The organism is Photobacterium kagoshimensis (genome assembly GCF_050337045.1).
GTDB classification, from domain to species: Bacteria; Pseudomonadota; Gammaproteobacteria; order Enterobacterales; family Vibrionaceae; genus Photobacterium; species Photobacterium kagoshimensis.
In genome coordinates this window covers 98,435-115,542 of record NZ_JAKJSO010000010.1, presented here as the reverse complement: position 1 = coordinate 115,542, position 17,108 = coordinate 98,435, and the positions used below count along the sequence as shown (strand labels likewise).

The 17,108-nt window shown below is 43.6% G+C and carries 19 protein-coding genes; 17 read left to right on the top strand and 2 right to left on the bottom strand.

Annotated elements, in window-relative coordinates; all coding sequences use genetic code 11:
* Positions 1 to 62 precede the first annotated feature (62 nt).
* The 14 genes from L4C35_RS06195 to L4C35_RS06130 all read left to right on the top strand — a co-directional run bounded on the left by L4C35_RS06195 (position 63) and on the right by L4C35_RS06130 (position 12,972).
* Positions 63 to 1,037: an autoinducer 2 ABC transporter substrate-binding protein gene (locus L4C35_RS06195; RefSeq protein WP_428462058.1), complete on the top strand. Its 975-nt coding sequence runs from the start codon at positions 63 to 65 to the stop codon at positions 1,035 to 1,037.
* A 63-nt stretch (positions 1,038 to 1,100) separates the two neighbouring features.
* Positions 1,101 to 2,594, top strand: coding sequence for a sugar ABC transporter ATP-binding protein (locus tag L4C35_RS06190; protein WP_428462057.1), 1,494 nt, complete (start codon positions 1,101 to 1,103; stop codon positions 2,592 to 2,594).
* Positions 2,587 to 3,585: an ABC transporter permease gene (locus L4C35_RS06185; RefSeq protein ID WP_428462056.1), complete on the top strand. Its 999-nt coding sequence runs from the start codon at positions 2,587 to 2,589 to the stop codon at positions 3,583 to 3,585. Before L4C35_RS06190 ends, L4C35_RS06185 begins: the two co-directional genes overlap by 8 nt.
* Positions 3,585 to 4,544, top strand: coding sequence for an ABC transporter permease (locus L4C35_RS06180; protein WP_428462055.1), 960 nt, complete (start codon positions 3,585 to 3,587; stop codon positions 4,542 to 4,544). Before L4C35_RS06185 ends, L4C35_RS06180 begins: the two co-directional genes overlap by 1 nt.
* Before the next feature lie 13 nt (positions 4,545 to 4,557).
* The gene (locus tag L4C35_RS06175; RefSeq protein WP_428462054.1) at positions 4,558 to 6,192 is read left to right on the top strand and encodes an FGGY-family carbohydrate kinase; all 1,635 of its coding nucleotides are present in this window, start codon (positions 4,558 to 4,560) and stop codon (positions 6,190 to 6,192) included.
* 148 nt (positions 6,193 to 6,340) lie between these two features.
* On the top strand, positions 6,341 to 6,967 hold the full coding sequence (locus tag L4C35_RS06170) for a PepSY-associated TM helix domain-containing protein (RefSeq protein ID WP_428462053.1): 627 nt from the start codon (positions 6,341 to 6,343) through the stop codon (positions 6,965 to 6,967).
* Between the two features lie 91 nt (positions 6,968 to 7,058).
* Complete coding sequence (locus L4C35_RS06165) at positions 7,059 to 7,589, top strand: DUF2271 domain-containing protein (protein ID WP_428462052.1); 531 nt, start codon at positions 7,059 to 7,061, stop codon at positions 7,587 to 7,589.
* A gap of 17 nt (positions 7,590 to 7,606) precedes the next feature.
* Positions 7,607 to 8,443 (top strand): DUF4198 domain-containing protein, encoded by an 837-nt coding sequence (locus L4C35_RS06160; RefSeq protein WP_428462051.1) that lies wholly within the window; start codon positions 7,607 to 7,609, stop codon positions 8,441 to 8,443.
* 62 nt (positions 8,444 to 8,505) lie between these two features.
* A complete protein-coding gene (locus L4C35_RS06155) occupies positions 8,506 to 8,823 on the top strand; it encodes a hypothetical protein (protein ID WP_048898958.1) in 318 nt (105 codons plus the stop codon).
* Positions 8,820 to 9,446 (top strand): DUF6162 family protein, encoded by a 627-nt coding sequence (locus tag L4C35_RS06150; protein ID WP_428462050.1) that lies wholly within the window; start codon positions 8,820 to 8,822, stop codon positions 9,444 to 9,446. The genes L4C35_RS06155 and L4C35_RS06150 overlap by 4 nt, the downstream gene beginning before the upstream one ends.
* A gap of 50 nt (positions 9,447 to 9,496) precedes the next feature.
* The gene (locus L4C35_RS06145; RefSeq protein ID WP_428462049.1) at positions 9,497 to 10,453 is read left to right on the top strand and encodes a metal ABC transporter solute-binding protein, Zn/Mn family; all 957 of its coding nucleotides are present in this window, start codon (positions 9,497 to 9,499) and stop codon (positions 10,451 to 10,453) included.
* Between the two features lie 2 nt (positions 10,454 to 10,455).
* The gene (locus L4C35_RS06140; protein ID WP_048898961.1) at positions 10,456 to 11,205 is read left to right on the top strand and encodes a metal ABC transporter ATP-binding protein; all 750 of its coding nucleotides are present in this window, start codon (positions 10,456 to 10,458) and stop codon (positions 11,203 to 11,205) included.
* Positions 11,205 to 12,080, top strand: a complete 876-nt coding sequence (locus L4C35_RS06135) for a metal ABC transporter permease (protein ID WP_428462334.1) — start codon at positions 11,205 to 11,207, stop codon at positions 12,078 to 12,080. Before L4C35_RS06140 ends, L4C35_RS06135 begins: the two co-directional genes overlap by 1 nt.
* Before the next feature lie 55 nt (positions 12,081 to 12,135).
* The gene (locus L4C35_RS06130) at positions 12,136 to 12,972 is read left to right on the top strand and encodes a metal ABC transporter solute-binding protein, Zn/Mn family (RefSeq protein WP_428462333.1); all 837 of its coding nucleotides are present in this window, start codon (positions 12,136 to 12,138) and stop codon (positions 12,970 to 12,972) included.
* Between the two features lie 142 nt (positions 12,973 to 13,114).
* Here L4C35_RS06130 and L4C35_RS06125 read toward each other — a convergent pair whose 3' ends face one another.
* On the bottom strand, positions 13,115 to 13,570 hold the full coding sequence (locus L4C35_RS06125) for a MarR family winged helix-turn-helix transcriptional regulator (RefSeq protein WP_428462048.1): 456 nt from the start codon (positions 13,568 to 13,570) through the stop codon (positions 13,115 to 13,117).
* A gap of 416 nt (positions 13,571 to 13,986) precedes the next feature.
* Between L4C35_RS06125 and L4C35_RS06120 the strand changes: the two genes are divergently transcribed.
* A complete protein-coding gene (locus L4C35_RS06120; protein WP_428462047.1) occupies positions 13,987 to 14,526 on the top strand; it encodes an NUDIX hydrolase in 540 nt (179 codons plus the stop codon).
* Between the two features lie 108 nt (positions 14,527 to 14,634).
* Here the strand turns inward: L4C35_RS06120 and L4C35_RS06115 are convergent, their stop codons facing one another.
* Positions 14,635 to 15,717 carry a DUF6765 family protein gene (locus tag L4C35_RS06115; protein ID WP_428462046.1) on the bottom strand — a complete coding sequence of 361 codons (1,083 nt, stop codon included), beginning with the start codon at positions 15,715 to 15,717 and terminating at the stop codon, positions 14,635 to 14,637.
* 187 nt (positions 15,718 to 15,904) lie between these two features.
* Between L4C35_RS06115 and L4C35_RS06110 the strand changes: the two genes are divergently transcribed.
* The gene (locus L4C35_RS06110) at positions 15,905 to 16,510 is read left to right on the top strand and encodes a YceI family protein (protein WP_428462045.1); all 606 of its coding nucleotides are present in this window, start codon (positions 15,905 to 15,907) and stop codon (positions 16,508 to 16,510) included.
* Between the two features lie 40 nt (positions 16,511 to 16,550).
* Positions 16,551 to 16,766 (top strand): DUF3820 family protein, encoded by a 216-nt coding sequence (locus L4C35_RS06105; protein ID WP_428462044.1) that lies wholly within the window; start codon positions 16,551 to 16,553, stop codon positions 16,764 to 16,766.
* Positions 16,767 to 17,108 lie beyond the last annotated feature (342 nt).

The window sequence follows — 17,108 nt, the reverse complement described above, 5'->3', positions numbered from 1 at the left end:
TATATTCCTCTCATCGAATCTCCAATGCTCTACACACATAATAAAAGAAAGGATTGATAACGATGAAAAAGGTTTTGTTCAATGTTGCAGCCCTTACACTTGCTTTAGCTACGGCAGGCGTTCAGGCAAAAGACTATGAAATTGTGAACGTCGTGAAGGTGTCTGGTATCCCATGGTTCAACCAAATGAACAAAGGTATCGATCAAGCAGCTGTTGATTTTGGCGTGAATGCGCGTCAACTTGGCCCATCAACCCCAGATCCTGCTCAGCAGGTTAAGATCATTGAAGATCTGATTGCTAAAGGGGTAGATGCAATCACAGTTGTACCTAACGATGTGACAGTTTTAGAGCCTGTATTTAAGAAAGCGCGTGAAAAAGGGATCATCGTACTGACTCACGAATCACCAGATGGCCACAGTGCAGACTGGGACATTGAAACCATAGATAATCAAGCCTATGCCAAAGCAACCATGGATGAGCTTGCTAAAAATATGGGCAAGAAAGGCGGATACGCCGTGTACGTGGGCTCGTTAACTGTACCGCTACATAACAACTGGGCGAACTTAGCGATTGATTACCAAAAAATGGCTTACCCAGAGATGTATGAAGTCACTAGCCGCATGCCTGTTGCAGAAAGCATTGATGCGTCATACGCGGCGACTAATGACTTAATGAAAGCACACCCAGATATGGCGGGTATCGTTTCTTACGGTTCACTAGGCGCCATTGGTGCGGGCGAAGCGATTAAGAAGAAACGTGCTAAGAATAAAATGACCACTGTCGGTATCATGATGCCAAGTCAGGCTGCACCGTATTTGATGCGCGGTGAAATTGATAAAGGCTTCTTATGGAACCCAGCTGATGCGGGCTATGCCATGGTTGCTGTTGCTAAGCAGATGCTGGACGGTAAGAAAGTGGCTGACGGTGTGACTGTCGACAATCTTGGTGTGGCAGAAATCGATAAAGAAAAACGCGTGATCAAGTTTAACAAAATCTTGGAAGTAGATAAGTCAAACGCACGTGAGCTAGGCTTCTAACCGATCTTTCTGTAAACCTTATACAAGGGCAGTGCAATGCTGCCCTTTAGCTGGAAATCCATCATGTCAAACGAAGCATTCATTACCTTAAAGCGTGTATCCAAACACTTTGGTTCCGTTAAGGCCCTTGATGGCATCAACTTAACCTTTAATAAAGGTGAAGTGCATTGTCTTGCAGGCAAAAACGGTTGCGGAAAAAGCACGTTATTTAAAGTTATCTCAGGGGTTCATGCACCTGAAAAAGGGGCAGAGATTATCCTTGATGGTAAAAGCTATTCTCAGCTAAATCCGCAACAATCCATTGAACACGGCATCCAAGTTATTTACCAAGACTTATCTTTATTTCCCAACCTGACTGTCGCTGAAAATATTGCAGTACAAGACCATATGGCTTGGACCAAAGGTTTGGTTAAGCAATCTCGTCTAAACACAATTGCCCAAACCGCGATGGATAAAGTGGGTGTCTCGTTACCGTTAACCAAGCGTGTAGAGCAACTGTCGATTGCAGAATGTCAGTTGGTTGCTATTTGTCGCGCCATGGCTTCAGACGCCAAGCTGGTGATCATGGATGAGCCAACGGCATCGTTAACCCGTACTGAAGTGAATAACTTAATTAGCGTTGTTGCTGATCTTAAGTCAAAAGGCATCACTGTAGTGTTTGTTAGCCACAAGCTCGATGAGGTGATGGAAATTTCTGATCGTATAACGGTTATTCGTGACGGTAAAACCATAGGCACTTATCCAGCAGAAGAGATGAACAGTGACGAACTGGCTTTTCTGATGACAGGACAGCGTTTCGAATTTTCGCCGTTGGGGGAGTACACCCAGCAAGGTGACGTGAAGCTAGAGGTGAATAATCTGACTAAAAAAGGTCAGTTTGATGACATTAACCTGCAAGTGCGTGCTGGTGAGATAGTGTCGATAACGGGTTTACTTGGCTCTGGTCGTACAGAATTATGTTTAGCGTTATTTGGCATGACCAAACCCGATAGCGGCCAAATAAAAGTAAATGGTAAACAGGTCACGTTTAGTTCGAATAGAGATGCGATTGATCACGGTATTGGCTACGTGTCTGAAGACCGAATGAGCACGGGGTTAGTCATGGAACAATCGATCCAAGACAACACAACGGCGACAGTGTTACCTCGATTAAGAAAGCAAAATGGTTTCCTCGACCATGTTAAGGCGACTCATTTAGTTAAAAAACTCATTTCTTCATTATCGATCAAAGTGGCCGATCCTATGTTACCCGTGACTAGCTTGTCGGGTGGTAATGCGCAGCGTATTTCTATTGCGAAGTGGATTGCTGCAGAGCCTGAGGTGTTAATTCTCGATTCACCCACTGTCGGCGTTGATATTGCCAATAAAGAAAGTATTTACCAAATAGCCAAAGATCTCGCACTAAAAGGCATGGCCATCATTATGGTGAGTGATGAAATCCCCGAGGTGTTTTACAACAGTCATCGTGTCATTGTGATGAAAGATGGGCGCTTCTCCCATGATTTCCACCCAACGACATCGTCAGAAAAAGAGATCATGGAGGCCGTCAATGCGTGATCGTATCCACTTAAATTGGGCTGCTTTAATCAAGCGCCACGAGTTTTATCTAGCCGCGCTGATTGCGTTAATGGTTGTTGGATTAGCCGTTAGCTCAGAAGATTTTCTTACTCTAGGCAATATCTTTGATATGTCGGTAAGTTCAGCCATTTTAGGCATCATGGCATGTGGGCTGTTTGTGGTGCTTATTGCGGGTGGGATTGATATTTCATTCCCTGCGACTGCCGCGATTGCGCAGTACGTGATGGCGACCTATGTGTTATCTGTGGGGGGCAATTTCTTTATTGCTTTTCTGATAGCAGCAGCTGTCGGTATGTTGCTAGGTCTGATTAATGCTGTGCTGGTGTATAAGCTCAAAGTACCAGCGATTATCATCACGATTTCAACGCTGAACTTATTCTTTGGTTTGTTGATTTACTTTAGCAATGGCGCTTGGTTATACGGCTTCCCTGATTGGTTTATGGATGGGGTAGAGTGGTTCACCTTTGTGGGTAGTGATGGTTACGACTATGGGCTCTCGTTGCCGATCATCACCCTGGTTGCCGTGGTTTTATTTACGTCATTCTTAATGTCTAAAACACGCCTTGGCCGTCAAATCTATGCGATGGGTGGTAATGCGGATGCAGCAAGTCGTATTGGTGTGAACTTATTCGGTATTAACTTGTTTGTGTATGGCTACATGGGCGCACTTGCGGGTATTGCTTCTGTGGTTCAAACCCAAATCACGCAATCCGTGGCGCCAAACTCATTAATGGGTTTTGAGCTTACCGTACTTGCAGCCGTGGTATTAGGCGGAACAAGCATGACAGGCGGTAAAGGAACACTGATGGGCGTGGTGCTGGGGGTGGCGTTACTGGCAATTATGAAGAATGGCCTCACTTTACTCGGCGTGCCTTCTTATTGGCATGCGGTTGTTACCGGTCTCATCATTGTATTCAGCATCAGTATGACTGCGCTGAATGAAAAGAAACAAGCATTGCAGGGGGCATAATGGATCAGGTATTGAACGCATTAAAGCTACCGACGGACAGAAACATCCGTTATTTGTTAGTTATCCTCGTGAGTATTATTGCCATTATGGCAGTGGCAAGTGGTGATACTTTCTTCTCGATTGCCAATCTACAATCGATGTCATCGCAAATGCCATTGCTAGGGATGTTAGCGCTTGCTATGGCCGTGTGTATGTTAACGGGGGGGATTAATCTTTCTATCATTGCCACGACCAATGCCTGCAGCTTAGTAATGGCAAGCATTATCACCATGGCACCCGATAATGGCATGGTACTGCTATTGGCTTTGGTCGCTGGTTTGGTGACTGCGATTGTTGTTGGCTTACTCAATGGTGCTTTGATTGCTTATGTCGGGGTTTCACCCATACTAGCAACCCTTGGCATGATGACACTGATCAATGGCCTGAATGTATTGATTTCTGGTGGTAGTGTAATGTCAGGCTTCCCTGATGCATTATTGGTGATCGGCAATGGCTCGATACTGGGCATTCCGATGCCATTGTTCCTCTTTGTCTTTTTCGCAATTGGCTTGTGGGGTTTACTTGAGCATACCAGCCTAGGCCGCACTATTTACTTGATGGGATCAAACGAGAAAGCAACGCGTTTCTCTGGCATTAACACCCAAAAGGCAGTGCTCTATGTCTATGCCATTTCATCGATTCTTTGCTGGGTTGCAGCCCTTATTATGATGGCGAAATTCAACTCTGCCAAAGCAGGCTATGGTGAGTCTTATCTGTTAATCGCCATTTTAGCCTCGGTACTTGGCGGGATTAATCCAGATGGTGGTTTTGGTCGAATCATAGGTATCGGCTTGGCATTGATTGTATTACAAACGTTAGAAAGCGGGTTGAACTTACTTGGTGTGAGCAGCTATCTAACGATGGCTCTTTGGGGTGGCATTTTAATTCTATTCATTACCCTACAGAAACGTAAAGCTTAGTGGAGAGAGCAAGATGAGTATTTATTTTATTGGCGTTGATGTTGGTAGTGGTAGCGCTAGAGCGGGTGTTTTCGATGCCTCTGGTCGAAAAGTCGGTGAAGCTAAGCGTGATACCCAAATGTTTAAACCACGGGCGGATTTTGTCGAACAATCGTCAGAGAACATCTGGCAAAGTGTGTGTATGGCAGTAAAAGATGCTGTCTCTAAAGCGAATATCGACCCAGTTCAAGTTAAAGGTATTGGCTTTGATGCAACCTGTTCACTGGTCGTGTTAGACAAAAAAGGCTTGCCATTGACGGTAAGCCCGACAGGCCGCAGTGAACAAAATATCATTATGTGGATGGATCACCGCGCGATTGCACAGGCTGAACGGATTAACGCCACTGAGCACCCAGTATTGGCTTATGTTGGCAATCGAATTTCGCCTGAAATGCAAACGCCTAAGTTGCTGTGGTTAAAGCAAAACATGCCAAATACTTGGTCTCAAGCGAAGTACTTTTTCGACTTGCCTGATTTCCTAACTTGGAAAGCAACGTTTGATGATAGTCGCTCGCTGTGCTCCACCGTATGTAAATGGACATACCTGGGTCACGAGAATAAGTGGGATGCACACTTTTTCGAGCGTATTGGGTTAGAAGATTTATTGGCGGATGATGCAAAAGCCATTGGTAATGTGATTAAGCCAATGGGCGCACCTGTTGGGGAAGGCCTGACGGCGCATGCTGCTAATGATTTAGGCTTAATGCGCGGTACGCCTGTTGGTACCTCGATTATCGATGCCCATGCTGGTGGTATTGGCGTGTTAGGTGCGGCAGGTATGGCGGGCGAAACGGCTGACTTTAATAAGCGCTTAGCATTGATTGGTGGCACATCATCGTGTCATATGGCTGCATCCAAAACAGCACGTTTTATTGATGGTGTTTGGGGGGCTTATTACGGCGCTATGATCCCTGAACATTGGCTAAACGAAGGTGGACAGTCAGCCACAGGGGCCTTAATTGATCATGTGATCACTTCCCATCCTCTTTATGAGCCTATGAAAGCACAAGCGGTAGAAGAGGGAACAACGGTTTACCAGTTATTGAATGATCACTTACTGAAATTAGCTGGCACCAAGGAAGACATTGCGTTTCTGACCAAAGATATTCATGTGTTGCCGTATTTTCATGGTAACCGCTCACCACGCGCCAATCCAAATCTGACAGGTACTATGACAGGGTTAAAAATGTCGAAAACCGTCGATGATATGGCACTGGCATACTTAGCGACGATTCAAGCGATAGCCTTGGGTACGCGACATATCATTGAGGTGATGAACCAAGCAGGGTATGAGATTGATACCATCATGGGTTGCGGCGGTGGTACGAAAAACACGATTTTCATTCAAGAGCATGCGAATGCGACTGGTTGTGTGATGGTACTGCCTGAAGAAAGTGAAGCCGTGTTATTAGGATCTGCCATGTTAGGCTCAGTAGCGTCTGGTTTTTATTCCGATATTCCTAATGCGATGAATGCAATGAGCCGCATCGGGCGCGCAGTGACACCTCAAACAGATAGAATTAAGCGTTTTTACGACACGAAATATCAAATATTTCACCAAATGTATGAAGATGATATGAAGTATAAACAACTGATGTCTGAATTCTAACATTAAGCTATCTTCTTCGCCTCATTTCCCATAAGCCGCTGCCTAGCGGCTTTTTTACGCCTAATGTAAACTTTGTAAATTGAATCACAATGAAAATTATTATCACTTAAAATACGCTTCATTCTGATTCACCACTGAAACGTAATACATGCTTAAGAATAAAACAGTGCAGCTATGGTCACGTCGACTGCATATCTACATTTCCATGGCCTTACTACTTGTCGTGCTGTTTTTTGCCATTACAGGCATCACGCTTAATCGCCCGCATTTATTCGTGAAAAGTCAGCCAAATATTACTGAGATTACGTTAGCCATCCCTGACGCGTTATTGCACTCAGATAAAGGGCAGTACAGCCCCGATGAAGCGCGTTTACTGGCTTACTTAACTAAAGAAGCACAGGTTTCAGGTCAGCCTTCAGGCTTTAACGTTTACCGTGATATCGAAGATGGTGAATTGATTGAAGGCGAAATCGCAGTGGATTTTAAAGGCCCAGGCTTTAACTCAGCGGTTTTCATCGACATGACAACCCAAGAAGCGGTCATTGAGAAGACTCATTATGGCCTAGTTGCTGTACTGAACGATTTACACAAAGGTCGTAACAGTGGGGAAGTGTGGCGCTGGTTCATTGATATTACCGCGTTATTGATGGTGTTTTTTGTTTTAACGGGCGTGTGTTTACTCATTCCTAAAAAGAAAACACTTAAAACATCCATGCAATGGATGACGTTAGGTACCGCCGTTACCCTAATTATCTTTTTTGTTGCAGTGCCTTAATGGGCGTTTTGTTGGCCTATTCCACTCTGCAATCGTAATACTCCACGTTATCTCTACTGAGTTAATTGCTTCATATATCAAGGATTATCTGATGAATTTGGCATTAAAAACCGTGTTGAAGTCTAGCGCATTTGTCGCTGCATTATCAGCGCCCTTAATGGCACACGCAGCGCCACTACCTACAAATGCCCAAATGGATGTGGAATTTGAAATACCTTACATCAAGGCGTCGCCATATGCGCGCCCTTACGTCGCTATTTGGATTGAAGATGCTAACCGTAAACCGGTACGCACCATTGAACTATGGGTTGGTAAGGATGAGTGGTTAAAAGATTTGCGCACTTGGTGGCGCAAAGTGGGCCGTTACGATCGCGAATTGGTTGATGCAGTAACGTCTGCGACTCGTACAGTTGGTGAATACCGATTTACGTGGGATGGACTCGATGATTCAGGTCAGCGTGTTGAGCAAGGTGAGTACACCTTCTATGCCGAATCTGTTCGTGAGCACGGTGGTCGTAGTGTTATTCGCCAGAAACTGAATTTAGCGGATAAACCTTTCAAAATTGATATTAAGCCAGCAGTGGAAATTGGCAACGTCGCGCTGACCTACAAAATTAAATAGGACTTAAGAGAACAATCATGATCAAAAATAACAAAATGAAAGCAGCCGCGCTTGCGTGCACACTATTGACTGGCTTAGCGGTTTCAGCGTCTGCAAATGCACACCCTCGCTGGATTTTGCCTTCTCACTTCACCGTATCAAAAGAAGGCGGTGACTGGTTAACATTTGATGTAACCGCTTCACACGGCACCTTTGTGTTTGATAAGCCTGCGGGCAGTGAGTCAGCGCAAGTATTAATGCCTGACGGCCGCTTTGAGCGTCCAAACTTTGTGATTCGTGGCAAGCGCCGTTCTATTTTTGATTTCCACTTTTCAGAAGAAGGCACGCACAAAGTCGCGGTTAATAACCAGCCATCATACTGGACTGAATACAAAGCGGGTCGTCGTGACACAGTGAAATGGGTAAAAGCATCGAAAGCTGAACGCGATATGTTACTCCCTGAGAAATCACGTGATGTTATTACTAAGATCAGCTTTACCCGTGCAGAGTCTTACATCACAGTGGGTAAGCCAACACAAAAAGCATTGGAAATCGAAGGCAAACTGCTTGAGCTAAAACCAATTACACACCCAGCAGATATTGTTGAGGGCGAAGAAGTGACATTCCAAATGTTCTTCAATGGTGAGCCTCAAAAAGGTGTCACAGCCGACATCACACGTGAAGGTAGCCTTTACCGTAACCACCAAGAACAAATCGAAGTGGAAAGTGACAAAGACGGTTACATCCGTTTTGTTCCTGAACATGCTGGCCGTTACCTAATGCGTGCACATTACAGTGGTGACCTTAAAAACCACCCGTTAGCAGACAAAGCTGGCGTGAATGTTCACCTAACGTTTGAAGCTGTTCTTCAGTAATTATTCTTAGTTTTCATAATAAGCCTGCCTCGGTAGGCTTTTTACTCTTTTTCGAGGTTGTTATGCAAAAGCAAATCGCGCTTTTCTTATTCTCATCAGCAGCGCTTTTCTCTACGTCTGCGCAGGCGCATTTTCCACTAATGAGCTGCTGGTTCGCATCTGATCAAGTTGTCTGTGAGGCGGGTTACAGTGATGGCAGTACAGCCATTGATTACGATATCAATCTTTACGATTACGATGACAATTTGATTGCAAAAGAAACAACAGATAAAGCATCTAAAGTGAGTTTTGCTAAGCCAGATACGGATTTTTACATTGTGTTTGATGCTGGCCACGAAAATCCAGTTGAAGTTGACGTTGTCGAGATCAAAGAGAAATGATCACCCAAACTGTGCGCTCCGATAACGGTGGCCGAGAAGGGAAGTGGGTTGCCTTATCCATTTTGCTGATCTTGATGATCTCGGCGGTATTACTTCCTTATCACCAGCAACAAGCAGGTACTGCCACGTTACCGTCTCACCAAATTGCGCTCACCGATATAGAGCAAGCGTCATTAGGACTCATCGCTGATTTACGTTTAGCGCATGAAGAAGTCAGAAACTTGTACTTTGATGCACGCGAGTTAAACGCATCTGAACAGCAGGCGAATGTACTAGAAACGGAACTGACCAAGAGTTCATTAAGCCAATGGGCTGATATTGATGAACTGCGGGAAATGTGGCTGCCTCCTTTTATCGAAGACAAAAGCTGGGATTTCCAAGGCAAGCATCAGTGGACATTGATTGCACCAGCGACATACCAAGGTATGGCACAAGCATCTGGTGGCGCCAAGTCCTTGGTTCTGGTTGCAGCACATGAAACACCTGAAATTTGGTTAGATCTCAATAACAACGCAACAGAGCTTCTAGCCTCAGAAACTGTGATGTCTGATAACGCCTTGATTGATGCAGGCTGGATTCAAATTGCTTTTGAGCAAGCGAATGCTACCTCTCACGGACATTAAACTGTCTTTTTGCTTAATACATCGATACCCATACTGTCAGTGGTAACACAATGATAAAAATACTATCACCCGTAATTTCAGCTCAATCTGTTTTCTCCAAAGCACTTTTATGTAAAGTGGCTTCGCTATTTCTTCTTTTTGCTTTTAGCTCTTTTTCTCATGCTGCCGACAAACTCAATATCGGTATTACGCTGCAACCGTACTACAGCTATGTAAAAGCGGTTGTAGGTGATAAAGCTGAAATTTTGCCTTTGGTTGATGCCGGGTTTAACCCACATAACTATCAGCCACAACCGAATGACCTACGCCGTTTACGCGAAATGGACGTGATCGTTGTCAATGGCATTGGTCACGATGATTTTGCAATGAAAGTGATCCAGGCGGCTAACCGCAGCGATCTTATTGTGATTGAAGCGAACAAAGACGTGCCTTTACTGCCAGCTATGGGCCAGTCTGTTGGTGATGGGGCGGTGAATCCACATACCTTTGTTGGGCTTTCAACCACGATTCAAAAGGTTTACACCATCGCCAATGAGATGGCGAAAATCGACCCAGAAAATGCACGTTATTACCGTGCTAATGCGCGTAAATACGCAACAACATTCCGTAAAATGAAACATAACGCCATGATGACGCTGGGCGATCTTGATACGGCCGGTATGACGGTAGCCACTACACACAACGCGTACGGCTATTTGCTACAAGAGTTTGGTGTCGATGTCGCAACTGTGATTGAACCTGCACACGGCGTAGAACCTAGTGCGAGTCAGCTGCAAGAAACGATCGAGAAAATCCGTAAATCAGGGATTGATGTGCTGTTTTACGAGCTAAATATGCCGAACCGTTATGTAGACACAATTGAGAAAGCAACGGGTGTTCAGCTATACCGTTTCTCTCATATGACGCACGGCCCGTATGAAGCGGAAAAAGTGGAAGTTGAAACGCGAGAGAACTTAAATACCTTGGTTGAAGCGATGAAATTCGCAGCTGAAAAGAAAGGTAGCTAACTGTGGGACCTTCAATTGAATTAAGAAATGTTGGGCTGACGTACGGTGAAAACGTCATCTTGCAAGACATTAACCACCGTTTTTCTGCTGGTCAGTGCCACATTGTTATGGGGCCTAATGGTGGTGGTAAAACATCGCTGTTGCGCTCAATTTTGGGGTTAACACCTTTTTCGGGTGAAATTGACATTCAATGGGAGCAAAGCAAGGGCAAATTAGGTTACGTACCCCAAAAAGCCATGTTTGAAGGCAGTCTGCCACTGACAGTAATGGATTTCATTCTGTTAAATCAAAGCAGCAGCCCACTGTTTTGGCGTCAAAATGCCAAGAACAAAGCGCGTGCGCTGACTCAACTTGAACGTGTTGGTATGGCAAACCGTGCTGATCGTCGTATGGGCCAGTTATCGGGTGGTGAGCAGCAACGTGTATTGTTTGCTCAGGCGCTGCTCGATGATCCTCAGCTATTAGTGTTAGATGAGCCGACCACAGGTATGGATGAGCAGGGGGTTCGTTATTTAGAGTCTTTGATCCATGAATTAGTGGCCGATAACCGAACTATCTTGGCGGTTCACCATGATGTAACTGCTGTACGCCGTTTAGATGGCCATGTGCATGTGGTTAACCGCAGTGTTATCGATAACGGCAGTGTTGCTGAAGTGTTGGTGCCTGAAAAAATTGAACGCTTGTTTAATCATTACACCGCAGCACCAGCGGTATCTTCAGTCGACGCCGAAAACAAGAAGGAGGTCGCATGATGGATTTTGTTCGTCAGTGGGCACTCTTGGGTGTGGATGCAGGGTGGCTTAGCGAGAGCTTTTCCTACGCCTTTGTTGTAAATGCCGTTGTGGCCGCCTTGATGGTTGGTCCTTTACTCGGTGGCTTAGGTACTTTGGTTATTGCTAAGCGCTTGGCTTTCTTTTCTGAAGCTGTAGGTCATGCTGCATTAACCGGCATTGCTCTTGGGGTTTTACTTGGCGAGCCGCCAGATAACCCAATTATTGGTCTGTTTAGTTTTTGTATGATTTTTGCGCTCCTGCTGCATTTTGTACGTAATCGAACCAATGTGCCTTATGACACTTTAGTGGGTGTGTTTCTGGCCTTAGCATTGGCGGTAGGTGCGGCTTTACTGATGTATGTTGCGCGTAAGATTAACGTTCACTTACTCGAAAATGTGCTATTTGGCTCGATCCTAACAGTAACTGACAGTGATCTACTGTTATTGGCAGGTAGCTGCTTGCTGATTGTGCTGGTGTTGATCCCTACGTTTAATCGGATTTTACTCACCTGTATTAGCCCCGATATTGCCCGCGTACGCGGTTATGCGACTAACTTTTATGATTACCTGTTTGTCATGATGATCACCTTAGTGACTATTGCTTCAGTAAAAATCATTGGTGCTGTACTTGTGGGGGCATTATTGCTTATTCCTGGTGCAACCGCGCGATTACTCACTAAAAATATGGGTAGCTTTGTGGTGTTATCAGCAGTGTTAGCAACCATTAGCTGCTTAGTCGGAACCATTCTTCCGATGGAGCTTAAACTGCCAGTTCCATCGGGTGCGGCGATTATTATTGTTTCTGCTATTTTCTTTTTGACTGCGACTTTTTATCGCATCGTACGTAAAGGGTAATTCTGTGCTTCGATCATTATCTACTAAAAGTGTTCTATCTATCACTGCGTTAGCGATGGCGTTATCAAGTACAACGGCACTCGCAAAAGATATTCTCACAGCTACGCCTGTAACCTATATGCTGGCAACAGAGCTAACCAAAGGTACTGCGCTAACGACCGAGTATTTGCCACCTAAACGTTATGGTGTTTCACGCTTACCGAATTGGTTTAATAGCCAAGGGGAAGAGGCGACTGAGAAAGCGGCAAAAGATGCGACGGTAGCATTAACCTTAGGCGCGGTGTGGGCAGCGGATCCTCTGTATGTTCATGCTCGCCAAGGTAACATTAATATTATTGAAGTGGATGCATCTCAAGCGATATCACCGCGTGCGACAGGGGTTGCGGCTTTGCGTTTAGATGATGGTTCACTATCACCGTTTGTATGGCTTAACCCTTCGAACTTGAGCCGTATGGCTGCGATTGTGAGCGATGATTTACAACGTGTGTGGCCAGAGCAAGCCGCAGTAATTAATAAAAACCAGCAGTCGCTAATGGTGAATGTGCGCCAGTTGATAAACCAGCAGCAACAGCAGCTTATTGAAGCTGATATTGATTCAGTTATTTTATTATCCACCGAGCTTGAAGATTTTGCATCGGGTAACCAGCTGTTTGTCGTGGATCGTTTAACGACACCTGAACTGGAGTGGACAGATACTGATAAAGCGAACCTGAAATCAGCGTTGGAAGAAGATGAAACATTATGGGTACTGACAACCCGTAAAATGAGTGCGCAGCTAAAATCGCTAGTACCTAATGTGGAACGTGTTCTAGTGATTGACAGTGTTGATCGTTGGGGTAGAGCGGGCATTGACAGCAAAGCGCCACTGAAGCGTTGGCAGTTAGCGTTATAAAAACAGATAAACTGAATGTTACAAATAAACCTGAGAAGCGAAAGTTTCTCGGGTTTTTCTTTGCCCAATAAAAAAGCTTCCTATTGAAGGAAGCCTTTACAAGTATGGTTCAAGAGTTTGTAGAAACATCAGCGGGTTAGGCTTAGTCTAGCCACTCTTCTTCGCTCCAAATAGGATTCAGGCGCTTGATACAGGTAATGAAAGCTTTTTTCATTTCTGCTTGTTGCTCAAGAGGAATATCCTGAACGCTTTCTTCTAACATTTCAGTTAAAACGACAGAAAGCTCATCATGAATAACCTTACCTTTTTGAGTAATGAAAATACGTTTTGCATTTTTATTAAGCTCATCAGGTGTTGTTGCAACCAAACCATGTTTTGTAGAGTGACGAAGGATACTACTGATAGTACCTTTAGAACGACCCATGCGACGCGCAAGGACACTAGGGCGAAGTCCGTCTTCGTAATCGAGTTCAATCAGTAACGCAAGACGTTCTACATTCAGTTCAGGGTGGCGACGTACCACTTCTGCTTGAACTTTGTTTTGTAGAAAGTGAGAAAAAGTTACAGATAACCCAGCTAGAGTTTCAAATGGTTTCATAATGCTCTCCTATATGTTTAACATCTTATATTGTTTATCGATAAATACAATCTAAGAGCGTCGTTTTTTTTGTATATTATGAGATGTATTTAACTAAATCTATTTTTTTTACCGAGAAAGGTACCAAACTGTCGCTCTTTCGCATGGTATTAAAGGTATGATTTATAGTGATATTGTTCATTGTAATGAAAGAGGTTTATTGAAAGGTAAATATTTTTATGAATGAAAGTAGTGCTAACTATAGCAACAAGATTTAAATTGAAACAATGAATGTTTTTGTTCTGTTTGGACGGTTATTCTATGTTGATCGACATAATAATATGCTGTCAGATGCGTACTAAGGTTTGGTGTGCCTCTGGCATCGACGTGAAAAATCATTACAATGTCGCCTTCGTTTTTTATTGAGTGCCATCACTATGCGATTATTAAAATCCTCTACACATCCTGATTTAACTGAATTAGCAGGATCGGTGTTTCATCGCCGTGCTGCGAGAGGGATCATTCTTGATGGTGACAATATTCTGATGCTTTACACCGAGCGTTACCATGACTACACCTTACCGGGGGGCGGGGTCGATGAGGGCGAAGATCTGGTTGAAGGCCTGATCCGTGAACTTGAAGAAGAAACAGGCGCGCAAAATATTCGGGATATTCGTGAATTCGGTATGTATGAAGAATACCGTCCTTGGTATAAGCCAGAGCATGACATTGTTCACATGGAATCTTACTGCTACGTGTGTACGATTGATGCAGAGTTGGGTGAAACTAAGTTTGAAGATTACGAAATCAAAAATGGCATGAAGCCTGTTTGGATGAATATTTTCGAAGCGATTGCGCATAACGAAGACACCATGGCCAATAGTGATAAGAAAGGCATGTCGATAGAGCGTGAAACTTTCTTATTAAAGAAAATTGTCGAAGAGCTGATTGAACAGCCCCTGCAAAAAGCATCGTAAGCATTACCGTTAACGCTACGCTAAATGAAACCACCTACGGGTGGTTTTTGTTAGCTATCGAATCAGTCAAATTAAGCTGATTCGATAGAGATTAATGAAATTAGCTTGTTAGGCGACACAAATACCATACTTAGGAAGCACATCTCTTATAATGTCTAGCCTATATGTTTTGAGTGCATCGTGAAAATATTTCCAGTCAGATGTTATAAAGCTTTCGTCGTAGTGATAAGTAATTAGATCACTAGACATTGGTGAAGCAACAGCTTTTCCTCGTGCAATTTCTTTCCAACTACCTTTTCCGTGAGCTAAAAATTTCAGCTCAACAGGATCAAAATTAAACTTTCCTTGCGATATCCACTTTAACCATTGTTTGTGTCGCTCTTCTCCATTCTCATCTTTGAACTGTTTCAATGCGTTTTCAATAAGTTTTAATTTTTCTGGAGGCATGTCATCTTGACTATCAATATTCATTGATTCATCTTCTTCAAGGTAACATTTAATGACTTTGTACATTTGGTTGGCTGCTTTTAAGAAGTCTTGAGTGTTATCTCTCTTGATAGTGTTACCTTCTCCATCTTCGTAAGTCCAAGTAATGTATGGACGGTCTGGAAAAGAAAGTGCAGGCCCATGGCCGAGTGGTGATACTGATGACACGCTCCAGTTCAGAATGTTATCCCTAACTCTATCTAGTAAGCTTTCATCTTCGTCAGATTCAATATTTTTCACATCATTAATTTTATGGCTAACACCAGCGAACCCTTGGTGAGAAAATGTATCGGCATACACATGTAGAGCAATTCCCATAATATATAGACTAAGTGGGGTTTGACGATATTTACTGACTGAACGGAGCATATCTCGAGCAACAGGGCTATCTGGTTTACAGACTAAACGCTCAATAAAACCACCATTCGGTATCGAGCCGCTCTTCAGACCATCGTTTCCAGGCAAAAAATGAAATGGGATCCATGCTAAGTGGTTAGCGAGTTCATTTCCATTTCTATAGTCCAGCATTTTATGAGCGGATGATATTCGATTGAACATTGCACCATTTTGGAATCTTATAGGCTCCGAGTTTGTTGCTTCATCTACATATTGTGCGCAGTATGCTAGTTTTTCTGCATTGGTATGTTCCATACCAGCCATTCTAGCAACAACATAAGTTAAAGTGTGATGTCCATCAATTTGCATTTTAAATACTCCAGTGTGATTGTTTTTTATACAGTACTGGATGTTTGGCTAGTATTCTTTTGTTGTAGTCACAAATAGCAATATGCAGCTGGATGCTTACGGTGGGGAGTGCTCTGCGGTGTTACGCTGCTCACCCAATAAATCATCTATAGTTTTAATCATCACAACTCATTGTAAGGGAAAATGAATGTTTAAAGCTAAAGCGCTATTGGTTGCACTCGCGATGGTTAATGCACCTGCGGCACTCGCGGATTGGATGTTAGAGAATGACAGTTCATCGATAAATTTTTTATCGGTTAAAAACGCAAGTGTTATCGAAAACCATTCTTTTTCTGCACTCCAAGGCACACTGTCAGATTCGGGAAAAGCGCATGTTGTGATTAGTTTAGCGAGTGTCGATACTAATATTGATATTCGTGATGAGCGTATGCGCACCATGTTGTTTAATACCGATTTGTTTCCTAGCGCAATTTTGGATGCTCAGCTTGATAGTAAACAGCTAGAAGCGATGCAGGTTGGTCAAACTCTTATGCTCCCAGTGTTGTTTACCCTAGAGCTTCACGGTCAGCAGCAAACGCTAGAAACAAACTTGCAGATCACCAAGCTTGAAAATGGCGATCTTCTTGCTAATTCACTTCAGCCTGTGGTGGTTGATGCAGCCAAATTTAAGCTTGATGAAGGGGTAGAGGCATTACGTGAAATCGCCAAACTTAATACCATAGTACCGAGTGTACCTGTTTATGTTTCGCTGCATTTTAAAAATAACCAAGAGCCATTAGATAGCGACCAATAACCTTGGTATTATCTACACCAAGTTAATACAGGTTTGAACTATGTTTCAGAAAGAACACTTGGTAAAGCTCGCGAACATGAAGATGCCGTTTGGTAAGTACAGTGGTCGCGTGCTTATTGATTTACCAGAAGAATATTTACTGTGGTTTCGCAAGCAGGGCTTCCCTGAAGGTGAGCTGGGTACACTGCTGGCGCTGGCATTAGAGTTTAAGATTGAAGGCTTAGAATCGGTTATTCGGCCTTTAAAGCGTGATTAATGCAAGACGCGATTAAGCTCCTCCTCAACTCGAGGGGGAGTGAATTATGATATTTCCTTCCTACTTATTTCTATACTGCAGCATTGCTACTGACCTCGCCTAATTTTTCAGACTGCACTTAGTCAAATCTACGCATCAGTAAGTAACCGCATTTGTCGTTTTACTTCGTATTATGGCACCTAGTAATAGCATTAACCAAACGCATGTGATTTAAGCTTATTTTGTCGGTTATTCTATTGTTATTTAAGGATTTTAAATTTCATTTTTGACTTAATGGGTATATTGGTGAAATCGTCAATTTTTAAATATAGTTAGTTTTTAAAATGTGACAGAAGATCTCAA